The 21,791-nt window shown below is 57.4% G+C and carries 16 protein-coding genes; 8 read left to right on the top strand and 8 right to left on the bottom strand.

The window, feature by feature from the left end; genetic code table 11:
- Positions 1–58: 58 nt before the first annotated feature.
- Positions 59–1,117, bottom strand: coding sequence for an SPFH domain-containing protein (locus tag LG301_RS11765; RefSeq protein WP_404475246.1), 1,059 nt, complete (start codon positions 1,115–1,117; stop codon positions 59–61).
- 14 nt (positions 1,118–1,131) lie between these two features.
- Positions 1,132–1,626 carry an NfeD family protein gene (locus LG301_RS11760; protein ID WP_404471343.1) on the bottom strand — a complete coding sequence of 165 codons (495 nt, stop codon included), beginning with the start codon at positions 1,624–1,626 and terminating at the stop codon, positions 1,132–1,134.
- A gap of 165 nt (positions 1,627–1,791) precedes the next feature.
- On the opposite strand from LG301_RS11760, the gene LG301_RS11755 reads away from it, so the two are divergent.
- Both LG301_RS11755 and LG301_RS11750 read left to right on the top strand, forming a co-directional pair.
- On the top strand, positions 1,792–2,205 hold the full coding sequence (locus tag LG301_RS11755; protein WP_404471342.1) for a DUF305 domain-containing protein: 414 nt from the start codon (positions 1,792–1,794) through the stop codon (positions 2,203–2,205).
- Positions 2,206–2,347: 142 nt separating this feature from the next.
- Positions 2,348–3,061, top strand: coding sequence for a trimeric intracellular cation channel family protein (locus tag LG301_RS11750; protein WP_404471341.1), 714 nt, complete (start codon positions 2,348–2,350; stop codon positions 3,059–3,061).
- A 36-nt stretch (positions 3,062–3,097) separates the two neighbouring features.
- Here the strand turns inward: LG301_RS11750 and LG301_RS11745 are convergent, their stop codons facing one another.
- Positions 3,098–6,049: a hypothetical protein gene (locus LG301_RS11745; protein ID WP_404471340.1), complete on the bottom strand. Its 2,952-nt coding sequence runs from the start codon at positions 6,047–6,049 to the stop codon at positions 3,098–3,100.
- Positions 6,050–6,155: 106 nt separating this feature from the next.
- Here LG301_RS11745 and LG301_RS11740 point away from each other — a divergent pair, with 106 nt between their 5' ends.
- Positions 6,156–6,863, top strand: a complete 708-nt coding sequence (locus LG301_RS11740) for a DUF3581 family protein (protein WP_404471339.1) — start codon at positions 6,156–6,158, stop codon at positions 6,861–6,863.
- Between the two features lie 45 nt (positions 6,864–6,908).
- On the opposite strand, the gene LG301_RS11735 is transcribed toward LG301_RS11740, so the two are convergent.
- A complete protein-coding gene (locus LG301_RS11735) occupies positions 6,909–7,808 on the bottom strand; it encodes a universal stress protein (protein WP_404471338.1) in 900 nt (299 codons plus the stop codon).
- Between the two features lie 214 nt (positions 7,809–8,022).
- Between LG301_RS11735 and LG301_RS11730 the strand changes: the two genes are divergently transcribed.
- The 3 genes from LG301_RS11730 to LG301_RS11720 are packed head-to-tail and all read left to right on the top strand — an operon-like array spanning position 8,023 to position 10,851.
- A complete protein-coding gene (locus tag LG301_RS11730; protein ID WP_404471337.1) occupies positions 8,023–9,009 on the top strand; it encodes a TRAP transporter substrate-binding protein in 987 nt (328 codons plus the stop codon).
- 43 nt (positions 9,010–9,052) lie between these two features.
- Positions 9,053–9,589 carry a TRAP transporter small permease gene (locus tag LG301_RS11725; RefSeq protein ID WP_404471336.1) on the top strand — a complete coding sequence of 179 codons (537 nt, stop codon included), beginning with the start codon at positions 9,053–9,055 and terminating at the stop codon, positions 9,587–9,589.
- Entirely contained in the window at positions 9,586–10,851 is a 1,266-nt protein-coding gene (locus tag LG301_RS11720) for a TRAP transporter large permease (RefSeq protein ID WP_404471335.1), read from the top strand. Before LG301_RS11725 ends, LG301_RS11720 begins: the two co-directional genes overlap by 4 nt.
- Before the next feature lie 18 nt (positions 10,852–10,869).
- On the opposite strand, the gene LG301_RS11715 is transcribed toward LG301_RS11720, so the two are convergent.
- The 3 genes from LG301_RS11715 to LG301_RS11705 form a co-directional block, all read right to left on the bottom strand.
- Positions 10,870–11,751, bottom strand: a complete 882-nt coding sequence (locus tag LG301_RS11715) for a transglutaminase N-terminal domain-containing protein (protein WP_404471334.1) — start codon at positions 11,749–11,751, stop codon at positions 10,870–10,872.
- Entirely contained in the window at positions 11,748–14,153 is a 2,406-nt protein-coding gene (locus LG301_RS11710; RefSeq protein ID WP_404471333.1) for a circularly permuted type 2 ATP-grasp protein, read from the bottom strand. Before LG301_RS11710 ends, LG301_RS11715 begins: the two co-directional genes overlap by 4 nt.
- A gap of 76 nt (positions 14,154–14,229) precedes the next feature.
- Positions 14,230–17,580, bottom strand: a complete 3,351-nt coding sequence (locus tag LG301_RS11705; RefSeq protein WP_404471332.1) for a DUF2126 domain-containing protein — start codon at positions 17,578–17,580, stop codon at positions 14,230–14,232.
- 451 nt (positions 17,581–18,031) lie between these two features.
- Here LG301_RS11705 and LG301_RS11700 point away from each other — a divergent pair, with 451 nt between their 5' ends.
- Positions 18,032–19,516 (top strand): circularly permuted type 2 ATP-grasp protein, encoded by a 1,485-nt coding sequence (locus LG301_RS11700; protein WP_404471331.1) that lies wholly within the window; start codon positions 18,032–18,034, stop codon positions 19,514–19,516.
- Between the two features lie 4 nt (positions 19,517–19,520).
- Complete coding sequence (locus tag LG301_RS11695) at positions 19,521–20,525, top strand: alpha-E domain-containing protein (protein ID WP_404471330.1); 1,005 nt, start codon at positions 19,521–19,523, stop codon at positions 20,523–20,525.
- Here the strand turns inward: LG301_RS11695 and LG301_RS11690 are convergent, their stop codons facing one another.
- A complete protein-coding gene (locus tag LG301_RS11690) occupies positions 20,526–21,587 on the bottom strand; it encodes a putative zinc-binding metallopeptidase (RefSeq protein WP_404471329.1) in 1,062 nt (353 codons plus the stop codon).
- Positions 21,588–21,791: the final 204 nt, after the last annotated feature.

Here is a 21,791-nt window from a genome sequence, read left to right as displayed (position 1 = left end):
GCCCAGCTTAAGCGTTCTACTATGAACAGTTGTTTCTTCAAAGCAGAGCTTTTAGCGTCTAATTACCGCCAGCGGCACCGCCTACAATACCGCTGCGAAAGCCGCCGTCGCTTGGGTTGTTAGTACGGTTTTTAAGGTGATTAGAAACCGCATCTTCAGGTGAACCTGCCATTTCGCGGAACATACCCATAGAGCCAAGCAGCGCTGACGATTCGTAAGGCACAAACACGCGTTCGCCGTTTTTCGCCATATTGGGTAAGCCTTTGATGTAGCTTTGCCCCAGTAGATAACCTACGACGGTGCGCTTGTTCTCTTCGCTGTCGCCGATGGCATTGAGTACCAGTTTGATGGACTCTTGCTCACCCTGAGCGCGTAAAATGGCCGACTCTTTATCACCTTGGGCGTTAAGAATAGCCGACTCCCGCTGACCCTGAGCCATAGCAATGGCGGCTGATTTTTCACCTTCGGCTTCGGTGACCGTCGCGCGGCGCTTACGCTCGGCGGCCATTTGTAGGCGCATGGCTGACTCCACCTCGTCAGGCATGGCAATATCCTGAACCTCCACCCGGGAGATCTTAACACCCCATTTGGAGGCTGGCTCTTCCATGGCGGCTTGAATTTCGTTGTTGACCTCAGCGCGAGATTCAAACAGCTTATCCAGCTCCATTTTACCCACCACCGAACGCAGCGTGGTTTTGGCGAGTACTTCCACCGCTTGGCTCATGTTTTCGACTTCATACACGGCCCGCTTGGGGTCGATGATCTGATAGTAGAGGGCGCCGTTGATCCGTACCGTTACGTTGTCCGTGGTAACCACCGGCTGGCCGGGAAAGTCCATCACCGTTTCACGGCGGTCGATACGGAATTCTTCGTTCATAATGGGTTGGTAATCTTCGCCCATTTTTTTGTAGCGAATCATCTTGATGGCGCGGGGTTGTTCAATAAAGGGAATGATAATGTTGATACCGCTTTCCAGTACGCGGTGAAACGAGCCGAGTCGCTCTACGACCATTACTTCGGATTGGCGGATAATCACCAGCCCTTTAGAAATAATCACAATCGCGATGACGGCAATAATCAGGCTAATCAGTAAACCTGGGCTAATGGATAAGTCCATGAGGTCATTCATGCTTATGGCTCCTTGCGTTGGGACGTATCATCCTGATGAGTGAGGTCTGCTGGCTGTGGCAGCATGACCAAGGCGGTAGTGCCTTCAAAGCGTTTGAACATCACTAGTGTGTCGGGTGGTAGTTCTGTTTCACCGCTTTCTACAACGCGTAAGCGGTAAAAATCGCCGTTCACTTTGATGCCCGTGGCGTTATCAAAATCGCGTCGTTGCGTTCTGTACAGGCTACCTTTTTCAACGCCGGTACCGGTGGTGCCGTAAGCGACGCCTTTGGGTGTAAAACGTGGGCGAATCACCATCACGCCTAAAGGCACCAGCACGCCTGCAAAAACTGCCATGCTTACCAGTTGCCACGGCAGCGTGAATCCTAGGGCTGCGACGGCGGCAGTGAAAGCGGCGGCGATGCCTAGGGCAAGCAATACCATTGCCCCAGAGCTAAGCTCGGCCAAGCTGAGCAGTAAAGCGATAACCAGCCAGCCATATGCAGGGTTCCAGTCCATTGGGGTTCCTCTCTGATGATGAAGCGTACGCTCTCCAGAGTAACGCACTCAGAACCGCTTGACCTGTGGGTTGCCCATAGGTTTTAAACTTTAATTGTTGCTAATGCCTATTTCTCTTGGCGTTATCTGTTATTTGCAGGCTATTTCCCAAAGGAGAGTTCCAATATGGCTGAGCGTTTACAAAACCGCTTGAAGATGATGGCAAGCGTATGCGCAGTGGCGGGGCTGTTGGCCGCCCCCACGGTTTATGCCCATCACCACGATACTGATAATGGCCATGCAGGACATGGGCAACACGGTAGCACTGGCCAAGACCACGGTGACAACCCGGCGGTAGCAGCGTACAAGGCCGCTAATGACCGCATGCATGAAGATATGTCGATGTCATTTACTGGCGAGCCGGATGTGGATTTTGCCAAAGGCATGATTCCTCACCATGAAGGCGCCATTGCCATGGCGGAAATTGCTCTTGAGCACGGGACAGACGAAGAAATTCGCCAGTTAGCACAAGAAATAATCGACGCCCAAGAGAGTGAAATCGCTTTCTTACGTGCATGGTTAGAACAGCGCGGTCATTAAGCACGCTTGCTCTTTTATGTGCTGCCGCCTAAACCTCCACTGCTACCGGCAACTACCCACAACTACCCACAAAGACGCTAGAGAGAGTGCTATTCTTCCGGCTTAGCTATCACCTAACTAGGGTGTAATAAAGGAGAAAGGCGTGTCGGGCGTTATTTACTGGTTGGATATGGCGGGGGTGATTGTGTTTGCCCTTTCCGGGGTGATCTTAGCGTGCCGTTCGCGGATGGACCCGTTCGGCATGCTGGTATTAGCCGCGGTTACCGGCATTGGCGGCGGCACCCTGCGTGATTTAGTGCTTGGCGTGCGGCCAGTGTTTTGGGTCACAGACCCTACCTACCTTTGGGTTATTTTCGCCACGGTGGGGGTTTCGCTGGTTGGATTTCACTATATCCACCGCCTGTCCCGGGGGTTTTTGCCGGTAGCAGATGCCTTTGGGCTGGCGCTGTTTACCGTGATAGGTACGCACAAAGCGCTGCTGTTGGGGTCGCCTGGGGTGGTGGCGGTGCTAATGGGGATGATGACAGGGGTGGCAGGCGGCATGATCCGTGATGTCCTGGCCCAGCGGGTTCCCATGGTGCTGCGGGAAGAGATTTACGCCACCGCCGCGTTGGCAGGTGGGGTTGTGTATGTGGCACTGCATACGCTTGGCGCGCCGCTCACTGCTACCATTGCGGCTTCATTGATGGTGACGTTAGGACTGCGGTTAGCCGCCATCCATTGGCATTTAGCGCTGCCCGTATTTGCCTGGGTGACGCTGCCGCCGAAAACTACCGATGCCGCCACGCCACTCTCCACCCCCGAAAAAGCGAAAGAGCGGGTGCGTATTATTCGTCGCGAGCGTACCCGCCGCTAGTTTTTGAAATAGGTGATTATCCCAGGCTCTGATTATTCAGGGCCTGGGAAAACGCTGTGCTTCCCGCCAGCGGTTAAACCAGCGCCTTGGCTGCAGTATGCGCAGGGTAGGCTCGCTATCGACCAGCTCAACACCAACACCGACTGACCCCAACTGTGCATACAGTGCGCCATTAGCACTTTTATCTGCCAACACCACATCAGAAAGCAGTAGCAGCGGGCCGCCGGTGAGCGTTACATCCTGCAGGCTAATCTGCTCGCCGTTAATGCGTAGCTGCGCGGTGCCATCAATATGGCGCACGTTTAGCAATCTGCCTAGCCAGTCACTTTCACGGGCGCGGGCTAGAAACAGCCTGGCCAACAGGCCAGAATCGCGCATGCTAAAGCGTAGCTGGCTGGTTAAGCGAATCGGGTCATCCCACTCAAGCTGCGCTTCGTCCATGGCGAGCTGCACCCACCAGCCTGCATCCTGCGCACCGGCCTTGCTTTGCCGGAACACATTTTCCAAGCGCAAAAACGAGTCATTGGCGGTAAAACGTCGCGTTTCAAGGTCGCCTTCAGTGAGCTGTAAACGTAATGCCACATCGCCACGCAACTGTTGATCGAGCAGTGCTAACTCTGCTCCAAAGGCGCGCAGGTTGATCTCTCCCTGGGCGGTTAATCCCTCTAATAGCCACTCGCTGGAGAGGCTGGCCTGGCCCCCGAGTAGTTCGATCCCTGCATCTTCAGGCAGGTAGTGGTTATAGCGGGTGAAGTCGGGGACATCGGTAATGGGTAGGGCGATGCGGGTGGTGAAGTAACGGGGTTCTGGGGACGCCAGCACCTCACTAAAACGCTCGGTTTGGGTGGTCAAGGCAAAATGCCGGCCTTCCAGGTGGGGGCGCTCGTCGTCTTGGCGGCGCAGTGAAAAGCGAGGAATGCCGAGCGAAAGCTGCGCCTGCTCGGCGGTGCCGAGCTGCGCCGTCAGCTCACCTCGTCCCGTGGCGAGGTAGTCTAAAAACGCGACTTCAAGCTGGTTGGCGTTCACCCGTAGGCGAGTGGGGGCAAGTAGACGGTTATCGCGAAACGCCCCCTGGGCAAATAGCTGCCCGTCACCGGAAAGGGCCAGTCCGTGGGCATCGGGAAGAAATGCATTTAAAAAGCCTAGCCGCCGTACGCTGCCTTCCATTACGAACTCGCCGCTGAGGCTCTCGTGGTTCTGAAAGCGTCCTTCACGAAGCACAAGCATGCTTTCCAAGCGCTCGCTGGGGGCTTGGATGTCGGCTATTTGCCAACTTAAGCGTGTGCCGCTGAGATCCAGCGCTGAGCCATCCGTGGTGGCCCGGCGAATATTCAAACGTAGCTGGGAATCGCTTTCCAGGGTGCCGGAACGTTCATCGTGCTGCCAGCGAGTGGTTAGCTGCTCGCCTGCCAGGTGAATCTCGCCGCTTAACTCGGCAGTCGTAAAGGCAAGCTCGCCACGGCTAGCCGCTTGGCCGCTGAGTAGCTGAAGCGGGGCCGGGCTGGGCAACACGGCACCCAGATAGCTTTGCAGCACGCTGATATCCGGTAGGCGCGCGTCTTCCCAATTTAGTTGGCCAGATGCTTGCTCTTGCGCGATTGCCGGGTCAATTGGGCTACGTGCTTCCAGCGTGATGTCGGCATCTGCCAGCAGGGTTTGTTGGCGGTGGCTGAGCGTGGCATCGCTGAGTGCGAGCGTGGCATTAAGGGTTTCGTCGGGGGAAAGCGCTGCTGTTAGCGAGCCATCGCCCTGGGCGGAAAAATCAAGCAGCTCAGCACCAAGCGCCGGGGCTTGAACCTTAAGTGAAGCCTGATAAGGCCGCGCATCGCGCAGGGTAGCGCTGGCCTCGATATGGCCGCTACCCGAAAACTGTATCCCTTGGCCTTCAACGGTGTGGGCGAGGTAGCGGTTCAGCATATCTAATCGAATGACATTGCCCTGTATGTCCACGCTTACGTCGGTGGGGAGGTCTAGCTGGTCGAGACGCCGGTTGGGCACGCTGGTGGCTAAACGTAGCTGGGTATCGGTGGCGTAGGGGTGTGTGTCGGCAAGTATGACCTCGTTTAGCTGGGTTGAAAAATGCAGCTGGTCAGCCTCTACGGATAGGCTCACTCGTCCTTCACCGCTGGCCGTATGACGTGGCGGTGGGGTGTCGGCAATCAGCCAGCGGAGGGTTTCCTCTTCAATCGGCCGCAGGCGCTGCTCATCAAGGGTGACGCGCAGTGCGGGGGCGTCCAGTATCAGGTCGCTGCCGGGCTGGAACTGACCGTTCTCAAGATTAAGCTCACCTGACAAGGCGCCTCGACCATTCAGCGTTAACCAGGGCAGCGCTTCTAAATAGGGCATGAAAACATCCCAAGCGTCTGCTTGAGCATTAATGGAAAGCGTTGCCGAAAGGGCGCTCAGCAGCGCAGCCGTTAGCTCATCTCGTGATGATTGGGTGGTGACGACTGATTCTAGGGAGGCGTCAGCACGCAGGTTGATATCGCGAACCAGCGTTGCTTGATCGCTTAAGCGCAGTAAACGCCCTTGGGTAATATCCAACGATGCGCTGGGCACGGCCAGGGCGTCACGGCTTAACTGTGTGTTGCTCACCTGTAGCTGGCCTTCCGCTTCTAGGGCAATATCGCCCACGGTTAGGCGGCGAATACCCTGTGCGTCCAGCGCTTGAATGTGTAGCTCGCCACGCAGTAACCCCAGCAGTGAGAGGGAAAGCGTGGCCTGCTGGGCTTCCACGGCAATGGGAAGGGCGCTGTCATCGCGCGCTAGGTAGAGGTTTTCCACCTCCCAGCGCCCAGGATGAAGGCTGGTCGCATCTGTCCAGCGGATGTCTACGCCGTCAATCTGTGAAATGCGCTGAGGTAACCATTGGCTATTTAGCAGCCATGCACTGCCTATTAGCCATATGAAAGCGACCAGCAGAGCGCTAAGCAGAGTGATAAGTAGCAGGCGTGGCAGCCGACGCGGCGCATGTTTCCTTTTTGTCATAGGGGCTTCCTGGCTGAGACTCCTGTTGGCGCATGTTTTATGGCATTATGCGCGTCGTAAGGCAGTGATGGGTTTTCGATTTCAACGCTAGGCAGGCAGCAAAGCCATGTTCAAGGATTTTTACGCGCAGCGCGGAGAGTATGTGGTGATCTCCGCTGAGCAGGCCAGCCGCTTCGCTAAGGGCGTGGCCGGTGATTACAACCCAATTCATAATCCGGATGCGCGGCGTTTCTGCGTGCCGGGTGACCTGCTGTTTACGCTGGTGCTGGTGAAGTTTGGGTTGTCGCGACAAATGGAATTTCGCTTCACCAATATGGTGGGCGCTGATACGCCAGTTATGTTTAGTGAAGTAGGCAATGGCGATATTCACGTTGTCGATGAAAACGGCAAGTGCTATTTACAGGTAACGCGCAGTGGCGAGGTTACCCGTGAAGAAGCGGCAGTTGAAGCGTTTGCCCGCTGCTACGTCGCGTTTTCAGGCAAAAATTTCCCACATTATTTGAAGCCGTTGATGGAGCAACATGGGGTGATGTTTAACCCTAAACGCCCGCTGGTAATCTACGATAGCATGGGGTTTTGCTTGGAGCGCTTAGACGGCTTTGCACCCGGGTTAGCGCTAACCCGCTCCTCCTTAGATGTTCAGGGTAAGCGCGCCGATGCGCTTTTAGAGTTTTCGATTGAATCGGCTGGGGAAGCGGTGGGGGTGGGCTCCAAAAAATTAGTGGTTAGCGGCCTGTGTGACTACGACGCCGCTGAAATGGCTGCCATTGTTGACGAGTTTTATCGCTTAAAGGCGGCTTATGAAGCCGCCTAAGCGTTGTCAAACGCGTTGTCAAACGCGTTGTTAAACAGTGAGTGGCTAGGCCACAACCGTGACCGGGCAGGGGGCGAGCTCAATCACTTTTTGGCTTACGCTGCCTAGTAACGACTCCTGAAGATACCCCAAGCCCCGACGACCCATAATAATCACGGGGCTGTCGGGGCATTTCTCAGCTTGCTCAATAATGGCCTCGGCGTAGCGCTCAGCCTGTAAAAGCTGCTCGGTGACGCCCGCTGGAACCTCTCCCAACATCTCGCGGGTATGGCGAAAAACTCGCTGCTCTTCGCTCTCGTCGCTGTCTAGGGAGGGTTGAGACGCTGGGGGTTGGCAAAACAGCATCTCAACGCCGATATGACCGCTGCGTGCCAGATCGCCCGCTAATTGTGCGGCCGCGTCGCTGTGAGAAGAGCCATCCACCGGCAGTAAGATACGTCCAATCTTTGCGGATTCAATAATATTGGCGTCGGCATGGATGATGGTAACCGGCCCGCGTGCGCGGTGAACCACTGCATTGCTCACGCTTCCTCTTAGCCATTTGCCCACCTCGCTAAGGTGACGGGCACCCATGACGAGCAACGTTTTTGAGTGCTGGCGGGCGTGCTCCACAATGATGCGCTCTGGCTGGCTAACAAACCCTTTGTCGTATAAGCGTACCTCTTCGACGGTGAGCGACGTGGTAAAAGGCAGCGCCGTTAACTGTTGATGGGCGGCTTGAAAGACAGCGTTGGCTTTTGCACTTTGCTGGGCGCGGTCATGATCGGCGCTGATCTCGCGGTTACTGGGCACATCGCTTAGCTCGGCGGGATTGAGCGGCAGGACATGAATCAGCTGCAAGGTGGCATCGAGTAGACTGGCTAGCAGGGCAGCATGGTGGGTGGCCGCTGCCGCTTCTTCGGAACTATCAACTGCTACCATCACCATGGATATTTGTTCGCTCATGCGCATAGCTCCTTGTAGTTAAGAGCGTCATTTTTATACGCGATAGCCTATCCCAGTTGCGCTTTAATATCTGCGTCAAGCGCAGTAAAGTTTTGCTATCCCGTTAACGGCAGCGGGTGCCATTAACGCAACCGCTAAGGTATTCTCAAAGCCGACTAATTAAAAAAACACCCAAAGCGCTGTATGGCGCTTTGTCTGGACAACGAGGCTTTGCATGAACCGAATGAAAACGCTGACGCTCGCCTGCGCTGCAGCCGCCCTGGCCGTTTCCTCTATTAGCGCCCAGGCGCGTGATTTCCGTTTAGGGCTGATCACCCCCGCCCAACACCTGTGGTCCACCGAAGCCGAAGCGTTTGCGCAAACGTTAAACGAACGCTCCGATGGTGAGCATAGCGTAAGCGTGTTTCCTGCTCAGCAGCTGGGCAACGAAGCGCAGATGGTGCAGCAGCTGCAAACCGGCGCGCTGGACATGGCCTTTCTGACTATCGCCGAAATCTCTAACCGTATTCCCGACTTTGGCGCGCTTTACGCCCCCTATCTGGTGGATGACGTGAACCACGCGGCGCGCCTGCTGCGTTCCGATGCCGCCGGTGAGCTGCTGGACTTAATGCCAGAAGGTGTGGGGCTGGTTGGTGTCGGTTACGGCATGGTGGGTATGCGCCAGGTGCTGAGTCGCAGCCCCATTGAAAGCGCTGATGATTTGCAGGGCCAGCGGCTGCGTATTACCCCCTTCGAGCCGATCCGTGACTTCTACACAGCGACCGGCGCGGCGCCTGCCCCGATGCCGCTACTGGAAGTGTACGACGCGTTGGCGAACGGCCAAGTCGATGCCATTGATATGGATTTCGACTCGATTCTGATTTTGAAATTCTATGAGCAGGCAAACAATCTGCTGATTTCCAACCATATGATGTTCCCCATGGTAGGCGTGGTGTCAGGGCGGGTATGGCGCGAGCTATCTGAAGAGGATCGTGAGCTGATCGATACCGCGATGGCTGAACACCTGGAGAACGTGCTGATCGGTTTTGAAGCGAAGGACGCCGCCCAGGAAGAGGAAATTCGCGCGCTGGATATTAATATCGTCGAAGCCGACGCCGAGTTCTTCGCCGAGGCGATTGCCGAGTGGGAACGCATCTGGGCACCGAAAGCGCCCATGCTGGAAACACTGCGTGACGAGGCGGACCGCCTGCGTGACGAGTAATCCTTAACGCTAAACAAGCCGTTGATAAAGGCCTTTAATCATCATGTTGCAACGCCTTTCCAAAGGGCTTGCCCGCTGCGAAGAGATCACCGCCGCTGCCCTGGCAGCGGCGGTGACGTGTTTGATCCTCACGAATATCGCTTTTCGCGTGCTGGGCAGCCCGCTTTATTGGGTCAGTGAATTGGCGATCTATGCCATGATCTGGATGACATTTTTGATTGCCGGGGCCGTGCTCAAACGCCGCCAGGGCATTGCGGTAACGCTGGTAAGTGACCTGCTGCCAACTAAGGGTAGAGCGTTAGTCGGCGTCGCGGTGGATGCCATGGTGCTACTGTTTGCGCTGCTGTTGGTCTGGCTCTGCTGGCGCTGGTATCAGCCGCTGACGCTGGCCCAAACCGGCTTCGATACCCGGGCTTTTCAGGGGCAAACGTTCAATTTCATCTATGCGGAAAATACCTCCACCCTGGGCATTAAAAAGTTCTGGGCGTGGCTGATCGTGCCTTGGTTTGCGCTCTCGCTAAGCCTGCACGGCGTGGCGAACTTGGCGCAATCGTTGAGGGCATTGAGGGGGCGCGTATGACGGTCGTGGTGTTCTTGCTTCTGCTACTAGGCGCGGTGCCCATTGCGCTGGTGCTGGCGCTAACGGCGATGTGGTACATCCAAGCTTCCGGTAATACGGTGCTGTTTGACTCTTACCCGCAGCAGCTGTTTAGCGCCATTGAAAGCTACGGCCTGCTGGCGATACCGCTGTTCATGTTGGCCGGAGAGTTAATGAACGAGGGCGGGCTGACCAAGCGCCTGATTGCCCTTGCGCGAATTCTTGTAGGTGGCTTTCGCGGCGGCTTGGCCTATATCAACCTGGTGGCCAACATGATGATGGCGGCGATCATTGGCTCGGCGGCCTCGCAAATCGCCATTATGTCCCGCGCTATGGTGCCAGCTATGGAGCAGGAGGGGTACGACACGCCCTACAGCGCGGCGATTACCGCCGCCGGCGGGCTGCTCTCGCCGATTATTCCGCCCTCTATGCTGTTTGTGCTGTTTGGGGTCATGGCTCAGGTGCCCATTGCGGAGATGTTTATCGCCGGGCTACTGCCGGGGCTATTGCTGGGCGCAAGCTTTTTTGTGGTTATCGCCGTGGTAGGGCTAGTGCAGCAATACCCGAAAGGAGAGTGGCCCAGCCGTCAGCAGGCGCTGCACGATGCGCTGTGGGGTATGCCCGCGCTGCTAATTCCGGTGATTATCATTGGCGGTATTTTACTGGGTATCGCCACGCCCACGGAGTCGGCGGCGTTGGCGTCGCTCGCGGCGCTATTGATGGGGCGCTTTGTGTACGGCGACCTGCGTTTGACGCAGCTCCCTCAGGTGCTTACCCGCACGGCGATTAACGCTGGGCTGGTGATTATGCTGATTGCTGCGGCAGGCGTGTTTGGTTGGGTGGTGATTTACGAGCAGCTGCCGCAAATGGCCGCTGCGTGGATTGCCGCGCTGACCAGCAGCCCGTTTCTGTTTTTGCTGCTGGTGATTGGTGCGCTGCTGCTGGTAGGCATGGTGATTGATGGCATTGCGGCGTTAATTCTGGTGGTGCCTATTCTAATGCCGATTGCTCAAAGCCAGTTTGCGATTAGCCCGTATCAATTTGGCGTGGTGGTTTGCTTAACCCTGGTGATGGGGTTACTCACCCCGCCGGTGGGGGCGGGATTGTTTATTGCGTCGTCGATGACCGGCGCGCCGCCGCTGAAAATCTTCCGGGCGCTGTTGCCCTTTTTGTTGGCCACCCTGGTGACGCTGGTGCTGCTGGCGTGGCTGCCCTGGTTAACCAACGGGCTTATTCAGCGATAACGACCGCTTGGGCACTGCTTAAGCCGTGCCCAAGCGCTCCGTGAGCGGCATCACATCGACCTCCACTTCGAGCTTGTGGTCGCCACCGCCGTTCATCACCCCTTTAAGCGGTGCTACATCCGCGTAATCTCTTCCCCAGGCCAGCACCGGATGCTGTTCGCCAGCCACCGTGCCGTTGGTCGGGTCGAGCGCCAGCCAGCCCCAGTCTGGAATCCAGGTGGCCAGCCACGCGTGGGACGCATCCGCGCCAATCAGCCGTGGTTGACCAGGTGGCGGCTGGGTTTCCAAGTAGCCGCTTACATAGCGTGCCGCTAAACCCACCGAGCGCAGTGCGCCAATTGCTAGGTGAGCAAAGTCTTGGCATACGCCACGTCGGTTGGCGAGCACTTCGCTTAACGGCGTGGCCAGCGTGGTGAAGCTGGGGTCGTACTCGAAGGTGTCGTAAATCAACTGATTGAGTGCCAGCGCGGCATCGACCAGCGGGCGGCCAGGCGTGAAACAGCTGCGGGCAAATGCTGCCAGCTCGTCGTTACGACGAATAAACGGTGAGTCGAGCCGGTAAAGCTGCATATCGAAGCGGCTATCGTGACGTAGCTGTTCGGCCACGCTCTCCCAAGCGGGAGAGTTTCCGGGCAGCGGCTCCAGGGGTTGGGTGTTAAGCGGTGTGACGACGGTCACATCCAGCGTTTGATGTACGTCCTCCAGGGCAAAGTAGAGCACCCGGTTGCCAAACACATCGCGGCGTTCCGCCTGCACCTGGGGCTGCGGGCTGATGGTTAACGCTGAGGCGCCACACTGCTGGTGTTGGGTTTTGCGTGGCAGCACTCTGGCCTCGCTATGGCAGAGCGTCACCGGAGCACTGTAGTGATAGCGTGTGGTGTGCCGCAGCGTGTAGTTCATTCGTTGAGTTCCATGCTAACAAGTTGGCGCGGCCGCTCCACATGGCTGAAGTGGCTGTGGCTAATCGCATCAGAGAGCGCATTGAGTGGGGCAATCAGCGCGTCCAGCAGTTGCTCCAGCGCGGCCTGGGCGTCCGGGGTGTCGGCCAGATGGCTTAATCGGTCAATATCGGCGAGATGCAGCGCGGCATTGGCTTGAATGAGCAAGCGCCGTTCGGCATTACGGTAGGGGGACGAGCTGCCGGGCAGCCGGTCCATCTGCCGTTCTAAGCGCTTGAGCATATAACCCACCGAGCGTGGGTTGGTCTCATCGAACAGCAGCAGGTCTAAAATCGCTTCTGGATGCAGCTCGCTACGGTAGCGCCGCCGGTAGGCGGTAAAGTTATCGGTGGTGGCAAGCACCACTTCCCACAACGCCAGCCCCGGTGAGTGGGGCGCGTTGAGGGTGAGCTTGAGCAGCGACAGCAGCCCCAGCACCCGGTCCAGGAAGCGGCCAATATCCATAAACCGCCAGCCGTAATGGTGAGGCATGGTTTCATTACATAGCCCGAAAAACGCAGCAATCTGCGCAGACAGTCTTTCGCAGGCACGCCGAGCGGCGCTAGGAGCCAGCTCAAGGTTAAGGGCTTCCATCTGTTGGCGCAGCTGGTGCGCTACCCGCCAAGAGTCATCGCCTAAATGATCGCGCACGCTGCGGGCATTGCGCAGCAGCTGGGTAAAGAGCGGCTGCAGGGCCTGCGGGTCGTACTCATCGAACTGTGCCAACAGTGCCGTGCGTTTCTGCGCAAAGCCAACGAGCGGCGGTTTGGCGCCCTCGCCGTCATGTTTGAGCGTGGTGATCTCCAAGGCTAGCAGCAGCTCATCCAGCAGCTGGTCGGCGATTTCGTCCTGGTCGTACTCCATGAGCCGCATCAGTGCTTCACGCAGCAAGCGGGCGCGGGCGTCTAAGCGTTCGCCGTAGCGGCCTAACCAGAATAGGCTTTCAGCCACCCGGCTGGGCAGGTCGGTGCCATCGCGGGTCGCTACCATCGGGCCGCGTGCCTGGCGTAGCTGGCTCACATGGGGCTGCGGCGTATTCGCCGTGATCCAGACGTCTTTGACGATAGGGCTACTTAGCGAAGGTGAACCGGGCGCGCCAACCCACGCCAACCCGCCGGGCATGACGTGGTAGTCACTTGACGGCTGGCGCTGCGTTGCGACGCTGCCAGGCATTCGTGAGACAAAGCAGCGCAGGTTCAGCGTCGCCGGTGACAAGCGTTGCATATTGGTATCGAACACCGGCGCTGAGGCCGAGCGGGTGCTGGCATCGGCATTGGGCAGCAGCAGCGGTTCACCGAGCAAATGCTCGCAAAGCGCAGGCAGGTAGGCGGCCAGCTCGGCCATTTCCAGCACGCCAACGCCCAGCGCATTCGACATGGCCACACCGCTGGCACGGGTGGCTTGCAGCAGCCCTGGAACGCCCAATTGGGAGTCGCCGCGCAGCTCCAGCGGGTCGCAGTAGGCGTCGTCGCAGTGGCGCAACACAACGTCCACTGGCTGCAGGCCCCCTAACGTTCGCAGCCATAGCTGGCTATCGCGCACTACCATGTCCTGGCCTTCGGCGAGGTTGATATTCAGGTAGTTCGCAAGGTAAGCGTGCTCGAAGTAGCGCGGGCTGCCAGGGCCGGGGGTGAGCAGTACGATGGTTGGGTTGTCGCGGTGCTGGTAGGCCAACGCTGTGAGAGTGCGGTGGTACTTATCCAAGAAGCCCGCCAGCCGCTTGAGCGGGGCGTTACGGTACATTTCCGGCAGGGCGCGGGCCATCAGAATACGGTTTTCCAGCGCAAAACCGGTGCCCGACGGTGCCTGCAGGCGATCGCTCATCACGCGCCACTGCCCGTTGATATCTTGAATAACATCGATACCGTGGAAGCTAATTGCTGGGCGGTCGCTGGGCTGCGAACCGTGGCAAGGCAGCAAAAAGTGGGGCGAGGCCAGAATGGCTTGGGTAGGCAGTAGCCCTGCATCAAACAGCGTGCGCGGGCCGTAAATATCATCATATAGGGCATTAAACAGGCGGGTGCGCTGGGTCAAACCGACCTCTAGCGCTTGCCACTGCACCTGATCAATCACCCAAGGGAGCGGGTCGAGCCGCCATGAGCGCCCCTTGTCGTCGTGCATGTTAAAGATCACGCCGTTTTCCGCGAGCAGGCGCTGAATCTCTTCATGCTGCTGGTAGCGGCCATCCGCGCCGAGTGCTTCCAGCGCGCCGAGCAGGCCCTGCCAGCCGGGGCGCAGTTGCCCCTGCCGGTCGAGCATCGCATCAAACGTGCTGGGCTGTCCCTTGCCTAGCTGATTCAAGTAATCCTCAACAAGCCCGGCAGCGCCGAGCTCAAGCAGTGAGGGAGAGACAGGGGCGGTCATGAGCCTATTTGTCCTAAGCGAGTAGGGGGCGGATTATCCTGCAGCTAGCGCGGATAAGAAAGCATTAGCCGCTCCATTAGCGTGGGCGCCAGCGTAAATCCAGCGTGCAGGGCAACTCCTGGCTTGGCATTTCGGGCGTGGGTGCCTGATAGCCATGGCCGTGGCCGCTGTCGCTAAACCGGCCCAAGCGGCGAGCTTCTGCTTCAAACGCATTCACCGGGAAGGTTTCAAAGCTGCGTCCTGTGGGATGTACCACATAGTAAGTACAGCCTGCGACTGAGCGTTGGTTCCAGGTGTCGATGATATCGAACACTAGCGGCGCGTGAATCGGAATCTGCGGATGCAGCGCAGAGGGCGGTTGCCAAGCACGGTAGCGTACCCCCGCCACGGCTTCGCCGTTGCGGCCTGTGGGCGTCAGTGGAACGTGCCGACCGTTGCAGGAAATCATATAGCGGTCGCCGCTCATGCCGCTCACTTTGACCTCTAAGCGCTCCACCGAGGAGTCGACGTAGCGCGCGGTGCCGCCTGCGGTGGCTTCTTCACCCAGTACGTGCCAGGGTTCGATGGCTTGGCGAAGCTCGATCGAGAGCATCGGCGTGTGTAGCCGGCCGTGCACCGGGAAGCGGAACTCCAAAAACGGCGCAAACCAGGCAAGTTCAAACTCAAACCCGTGATGGCGCAGGTCGCTGAGCACATCGCTAAGGTCTTCCCATAAGTAGTGGGGCAGCATCCAGCGGTCTTGCAGGGCGCTCCCCCAGCGTACCGGCTTAGCGCGATACGGCGTTTTCCAGCAGCGGGCCACCAGCGCACGAATCAGCAGCATTTGCATCAGGCCCATGCGCGCGTGGGGCGGCATCTCGAAACCGCGCAGCTCTAACAGCCCCAGGCGGCCGCTGTCGCTATCCGGCGAGTAGAGCTTATCGATACAGAACTCTGCGCGGTGAGTGTTGCCGGTTAAATCGGTGAGCAGGTGGCGCAGCAAACGGTCGACCAGCCAAGGCTGTACCACCTCGCCTTCGGGCATTTGCTGCAGGGCAATTTCCAGCTCGTAGAGCGCTTCATGGCGCGCTTCATCGACCCGCGGGGCCTGGCTGGTGGGCCCAATGAACAGCCCAGAGAAGAGGTACGAGAGGCTAGGGTGGTGCTGCCAGTAGGTGACCAGGCTGGCCAGCAAGTCGGGACGACGCAAAAACGGGGAGTCGTCTGGGGTAATGCCGCCTAAGGTAACGTGATTGCCGCCGCCGGTGCCGGTATGGCGGCCGTCCAGCATAAATTTCTCGGTGCCAAGGCGCGCCTGCCGTGCCTCGTCGTAGAGGCGCTCGGTCTGCGCGACCAGCGTTTGCCAACTGGCGGCGGGCATGATGTTGACTTCGATGACGCCGGGGTCGGGGGTAATCTGGAAACTCTCCAGGCGCGGATCACGGGGCGGTGCGTAGCCCTCTATCATGATTGGGCAGGCCAGCGTGCGGGCACACTCTTCGATGCTGCTGAGCAGGTCGAGGTAGTGTTCGAGCTGGGTGAGTGGCGGCAAGAAAAGGTGCAAGCGGCCCTCGCGGGGTTCGATACACAGGCTGGTGTGAATGATCTTATGGTCACGATCCTCCACCGCGCTTGGCTGCTGCTGCACCGACTCGCCTTCTGGGTGGCTATAGCTTGGGTGTGTGGTTTGGCCCAGGCGTTCGGCGCTGGTAAAGCGGTGCTGTTCGGCGTTGCGGCGGGCTACTTCGCCATGAATGTCGCCAAGTACCGGGCGCGGGGCAAACAGCGACTGCGGCTGGGGCTGGTCTTCCGGGTCGGCCCAGGGCAGCGCAGAGAGCGGTAAACGCAGGCCCATGGGTGAGTCGCCAGGCACCAGGAAAAGGTGGTCGCGCTTCAGCGGCCAGCGCCCGCTCTCCCAGCGGTGCGATTGGGCAATGGAGTGGCGCAGCGGCAGGGCATAGCCGACCACCGCGCTCAAGTCTTGTTCCAGCAAGCGTGCTAAGCGGTGTCGTTCAGCATCATCTTTTAAGTCGGCCTGGCGCGGGTCGACGTTGACCGGCAGCGTTTGCTCTTTCCAGAGGTAGTAGTAGGCATCTTCATAGGCCGGAATCCAGCAGCGCTGTGCTACGCCCAGACGTTCGCTTAGGGCGCGAGTGAAGCGCTGCGCCATGGCGTCATCGGCCACCACGGCAGGCGCGCCTTCCATGCAGGCCAGCCAGTTTGGGTCGCGCCACAGCGGCACGCCATCTTTGCGCCAGTAGCAGGCCAGCGCCCAGCGGGGCAGCGGCTCGCCGGGATACCATTTGCCTTGCTGTTGTTGAATTACGCTGCCGGGGGCGTAGGCGGCCTGCAGCCGGGTGAGTAGCGCTTCGGCACGCTCGCGTTTGTGCTCACCCAGGGCGTCGGTGTTCCACTGGGGGCTTTCCATATCGTCGATGGAGACAAACGTTGGCTCGCCGCCCATGGTGAGCCGGACATCCTGCTGGTTCAGCTCGTGGTCAACCTGATCGCCAAGCGCCAGGATGCGTTGCCACTGTTGGTCGCTATAGGGATTGGTGACGCGGGGGTCTTCATGAATACGCTCGACGCGCATCTCCACGTCAAACGTTGCCTCACACTTTTCCGAAAAGCCGGTAATGGCGGCGGCGCTGCCGGTCGTCGGCGTGGCAGCTAGCGGAATGTGGCCTTCGCCCGCAAACAGCCCAGAAGTGGGGTCTAGGCCTACCCAGCCTGCGCCGGGCAGGAACACTTCGGTCCAGGCGTGGAGGTCGGTGAAGTCCACGTCGGTGCCGCTGGGGCCGTCCAGTGCCTTCACATCCGGCGTAAGCTGAATCAGGTAGCCCGAGACAAAGCGAGCGGCAAGGCCCAGATGGCGCAGTATTTGCACCAGCAGCCAAGCGCTGTCACGGCAGGAGCCGCTCGCCAGCGTTAGCGTCTCTTCGCAGCTCTGTACCCCAGGCTCCATGCGCACGAGGTAGCTGATGTCTTTCTGCAGGCGCTGGTTGAGGGCGACGAGGAAATCGACGCTGATGGTCGGCTCAAGAGAGACGTCTTTTAGCCACTCCAGCAGTCGTGGCCCGGCCTCGGTCACTTCCAGGTACGGCCCTAGCTCCTTGGTGAGTTCATCGGGGTACGTGAAGGGAATCTGTTGGGCGACATCATCCAAAAAGAAATCGAACGGATTGATCACCGTCATCGGGGCGATGAGTTCGACGGCAATCGTGAGTTCTTTGCGGGGTTCGGGGAACACCAAGCGAGCGTTAAAGTTGCCGAATGGGTCCTGCTGCCAGTTTAAAAAATGATCGTCGCCTGAAATGTTCAGCGAATAGGCATCAATATGGGTACGGCAGTGGGGGGCTGGACGTAGCCGAACCACATGGGGTGACAATTTAACAGGTCGGTCGAAGCGATACGTTGTGCGGTGATGCAAAGCAACGCGAATGGTCATTAGGCAGCCCCTAAAGTAAGCCGTATTCAACCGACCTAGCTGTTCGCCAGCACCGGTAAGAAAAACAACAGTTAAAAGTTAAGTATAAAAAGTATCGTTCCTGTTGCTCTTTTTTGCAGCTGCAATATTGCATCATGCGTTTAAGAAGTGTGGAAAATTTGCCAAACGTCTCGATACAGCACTCTTTGCACGTTAATGGTGCTTGTTTTAGGTGCTGTGTTGATAAAGCACCAGAAAGGTGCGCGAATAAATAACTAAACGGTAATCACTCTCTCATGAGTTATTTAAACGTTGAAATAACGCGAAAGATGGTACGTATTTTGCCTAAACACTTATGTAGTTAACTAAAAGCATCGCTAATGAGTGTCGTTAGCTATGTAGGTTGCGCGCGGCAGGCCTACACTCGGTTTAATGTAGATGTCGCTTCTACCCTTGCGCTAGGAGAGCGCCCATGAGCCAAGTAAATTGGAATAACTATGAGTGCCATGACTTTTACGACGAACTGTTAGCGGCGCCCGGGAAGCCCCGTACATCGGCAGATGAACTTTGCAATATGCTGGCGCACTTTAGCGCTGAAGAGTTGGCTGAGCGTAAGACTGCGGCAGAGATTGCCATTCGAACAATGGGCATTACGTTTACCGTTTATTCAGAGGGGGCAATGATTGATCGCGCTTGGCCGTTTGATATTGTCCCGAGAATTATATCCGCCAGCGAATGGCGTAAAACAGAGGCCGGCTTAAAGCAGCGTGTACAAGCATTAAATCTGTTTATCGATGATCTTTATCATGATCAAAAAGTGATTAAAGACAAAGTATTACCCGCTGAAGTGTTGGCTCAGTCGGCTAATTTTCGCCCCCAGTGTGTTGGTGTCAATCCGCCCCACGGCGTTTGGGCGCATATATGTGGGTCTGATTTAGTGCGCGGCGGCGATGGGGTGCTGTATGTGCTTGAAGATAACTTGCGTATTCCATCGGGTGTTTCCTACATGCTTGAGAATCGCAACGTGACCAAGCGCGTGCTGCCGGAGCTTTTCGCTTCGGGCAAGATTCTGCCGGTGGATGATTACGTCGCTCAGCTCTACGACATGCTGGCGGCGATGTCGCCGCGCCCTGGGGACGACCCGCAGGTAGTTGTACTAACGCCGGGTATTTATAACTCTGCCTATTTCGAACACGCCTATCTTGCGCAGCAAATGGGAGTGGAGCTGGTGCAGGGCAGTGACCTGCTAGTAGACGATGAGGATGTTGTTTACATGCGCACCGTAGAGGGCTTGCGGCGGGTAGACGTGATTTACCGCCGGGTCGATGATGAGTTTCTCGACCCTGAAGTCTTTAATACAAGTTCTGTGCTTGGCGTGGCGGGTTTAATGCGCTCATGGCGAGCAGGCAAGGTAGCGCTCGCCAATGCACCGGGAGCCGGGGTCGCCGACGACAAAGTGGTTTATGCGTTCGTGCCTGACATTATTCGCTACTACCTGGATCAGGAGCCGCTGCTGCCCAACGTGCCAAGTTATCTGTGCATGTTTGAAGAGGATCGCAAATATGTGCTGGAGCATTTAGACGAACTGGTGGTGAAGCCTGCCAACGAATCAGGCGGCTACGGCATGCTGATTGGCCCCCGCTCCACCCAAGAGACCCGCGATGAATTTGCCCGGCTGATCAACGCGAACCCACGTAATTATATGGCCCAGCCTACGCTGGCACTCTCCACTACGCCTACGCTTGCTAACGGCTTGCCGCAGCCGCGCCATGTGGATCTGCGTCCGTTTATTCTATCTGGGCCGGAAATTCATGTGACGACGGGCGGGTTAACCCGTGTTGCACTCGTAGAAGGTTCGCTAGTCGTTAACTCTTCCCAGGGCGGTGGTAGTAAAGATACCTGGATAGTGGAAACGGATGAGAACGCGGCGCCCGCCACTGAGCATAAAGGAGCCTAGCGTCATGCTGTCACGCGTAGCAGAAAACCTTTACTGGATGGCGCGCTACATTGAGCGGGCCGAAGATACCGCGCGGCTATTGAGCGTCAATAGTCACTTAATGCTGGACTTGCCGCGTCACTTGCCGCTGGGCTGGGCGCCGCTGATTGAGATGACGGGAACACTGGAGTTCTTCAATGAGCGCCACACCAGTTTCGATGAGCGCAGCGTAGTGCACTTTTTGTGTGCCGACGCCCAAAATGGCAGTTCGATTCTTTCGGCGCTGGCCAGCGCCCGTGAGAACCTGCGTACGACCCGCGATGTGGTGCCTCGCGAGATATGGGAAGAGGTCAACCAGCTCTATCTGAATGTTGCTGATCATGCGGAAAACGGCGTAAGTCCCAGACGGCGGGATGCGTTTTTGAAAAGCGTGATACGCGGCTGCCAGACGCTAACAGGGCTGATTGAGGGTACCTTGAGCCACGGCCCCGCGCGCACGTTTATCGAGCTGGGTCGTCAGCTTGAACGGGCAGATATGACGACGCGTATTGTTGACGTGCGCTCGGCCAGTTTGCTGCCTCAAAACCCTGAAGAGCTGCTGCCGTTTGAAAACTTGCAGTGGATGAGCGTGTTGAAATCACTCACCGCTTACCAAATGTACCGCCAGCAGGTGAGGCTTCGGGTGCGCGGGCCAGACGTGCTGCGTTTTTTACTGCAGGACCCTAACTTGCCACGGTCAATTGCGTGCAGCCTGGAAACCTTGGGTCACGAACTGCAGCTGCTACCCAGACAAGACCGAGTGGCCGCAACGGTGTCGCTGGTGCGTGCGGATGTTGTCGACGCCGATATACAGGCCTTAGCCCACTCACCAAGCAAGCTGCATGCCTTTGTGGACGAGCTGCAAATTGGTTTTGCCACTATTCACGACACGCTTAGCGCGACCTATTTTGTTAATAGTGATGAAGTGCCGAGGGTGACGCAATGGCAGAGCCAAAGCCAGAACCACGCCGGGGATAACGACAACGACTAATTACGCCGATGGCGAGCTGGCGCGTGCTTTCTGAATGAGGGCATGGATATACGCCAGCTTATCGTGCACGGCTGGAGCAAGCACTCCCGGCGCTAAATCCAGTAAGCCCATATCGCGATTCAGCTCGTTCACCGCCATGCCGACCTTGTGAAAGTCCCTGAGCATACTCTCCAAGGTGCCGTCACACTCTGCGCGAGAAAGCCCCATGTGTAGGGCGGTGTCCAGCACAGCCACCATATCCAGATAAAACGCAAACGTCTCGGCGAAATCCTCCCAGGGGTGCATGGCCGCATAGGCGGAAATAAAGCGTGTTGGCCAGTCAGCAGGCGCACCTTGTTGATAGTACTGCTCTAGTGCATCGCTATAAGGGGGGTGGTTGTGGTCGCCAAAAACGCGGCAGCTGGCCTCTTCGTCTTGGTCTTTTACCAGCAAATCCCAGTAGTAGTGGCCAATCTCATGGCGAAAGTGGCCGATCAGCGTCCGATGGGATTCATTCATATCCACTCGCAGCCGCTCGCGTTCAACGTCATCCGCCTCTTTCACATTGATGGTGATGTGACCATTGGCATGGCCCGTGTAAACCTTCTCTTGGTTAGCCGTTGAGCGCCAAAGACCCTGATCGGGGAGGGCGTCGGCCATAAACGAAAAGCTCAGTGCTACACGAATATTTTCACCCTCCATGCCATGGGGCAGTTGGAGATGGTCTAAGGTATGAAACAGGCGGCGTTTGGCTGCTTCTAGCGCCGCCCAGCGTTCGCGGTTACCTATAATATCCAGGTCGGGGATCACCTCATTGTAGCGGCAACAGTCGCACAGCGTATCGGCGTGTCCTTCGTTCATTACTACCATGCGGTTACACACATTCTCGACAGCGTAGTTGTGACACTTCATCAGCGCAGCGTTGCAGCCAATGTGTGTGCAGCGGTAGCCCCCATTTGCTAAAGGCGCTAACGCCACAATATGTGAACAGGCCGGGCACCAGCCCACTTCCGACTCACAGGCAAGGCAGTGGGTATTTTCATAGAAAAGCGGGTTACCGCAGCGGCAGCTAAACGTCTGCATGGTTGCCTCCTGGTGGGTGTTGCACTTTGAAAACCACAGGCATAGCGATGTGAGGGCTTGTCTTTATCGTCAGCATAGCGATGGGATGTCGGCGAAGGAAAGGCTGATTATTAGAAATTAAAAATAGGTACTGCACTAAGGGCGATGTTGACGTTTACGTCAACTTGCTGATATACCCTAGAGGCTCCTAATTAGAACCCATAA

The organism is Vreelandella venusta, assembly GCF_044809155.1.
Lineage (GTDB): Bacteria > Pseudomonadota > Gammaproteobacteria > Pseudomonadales > Halomonadaceae > Vreelandella > Vreelandella venusta_B.
This window is presented reverse-complemented; position numbering and strand designations above follow the sequence as displayed.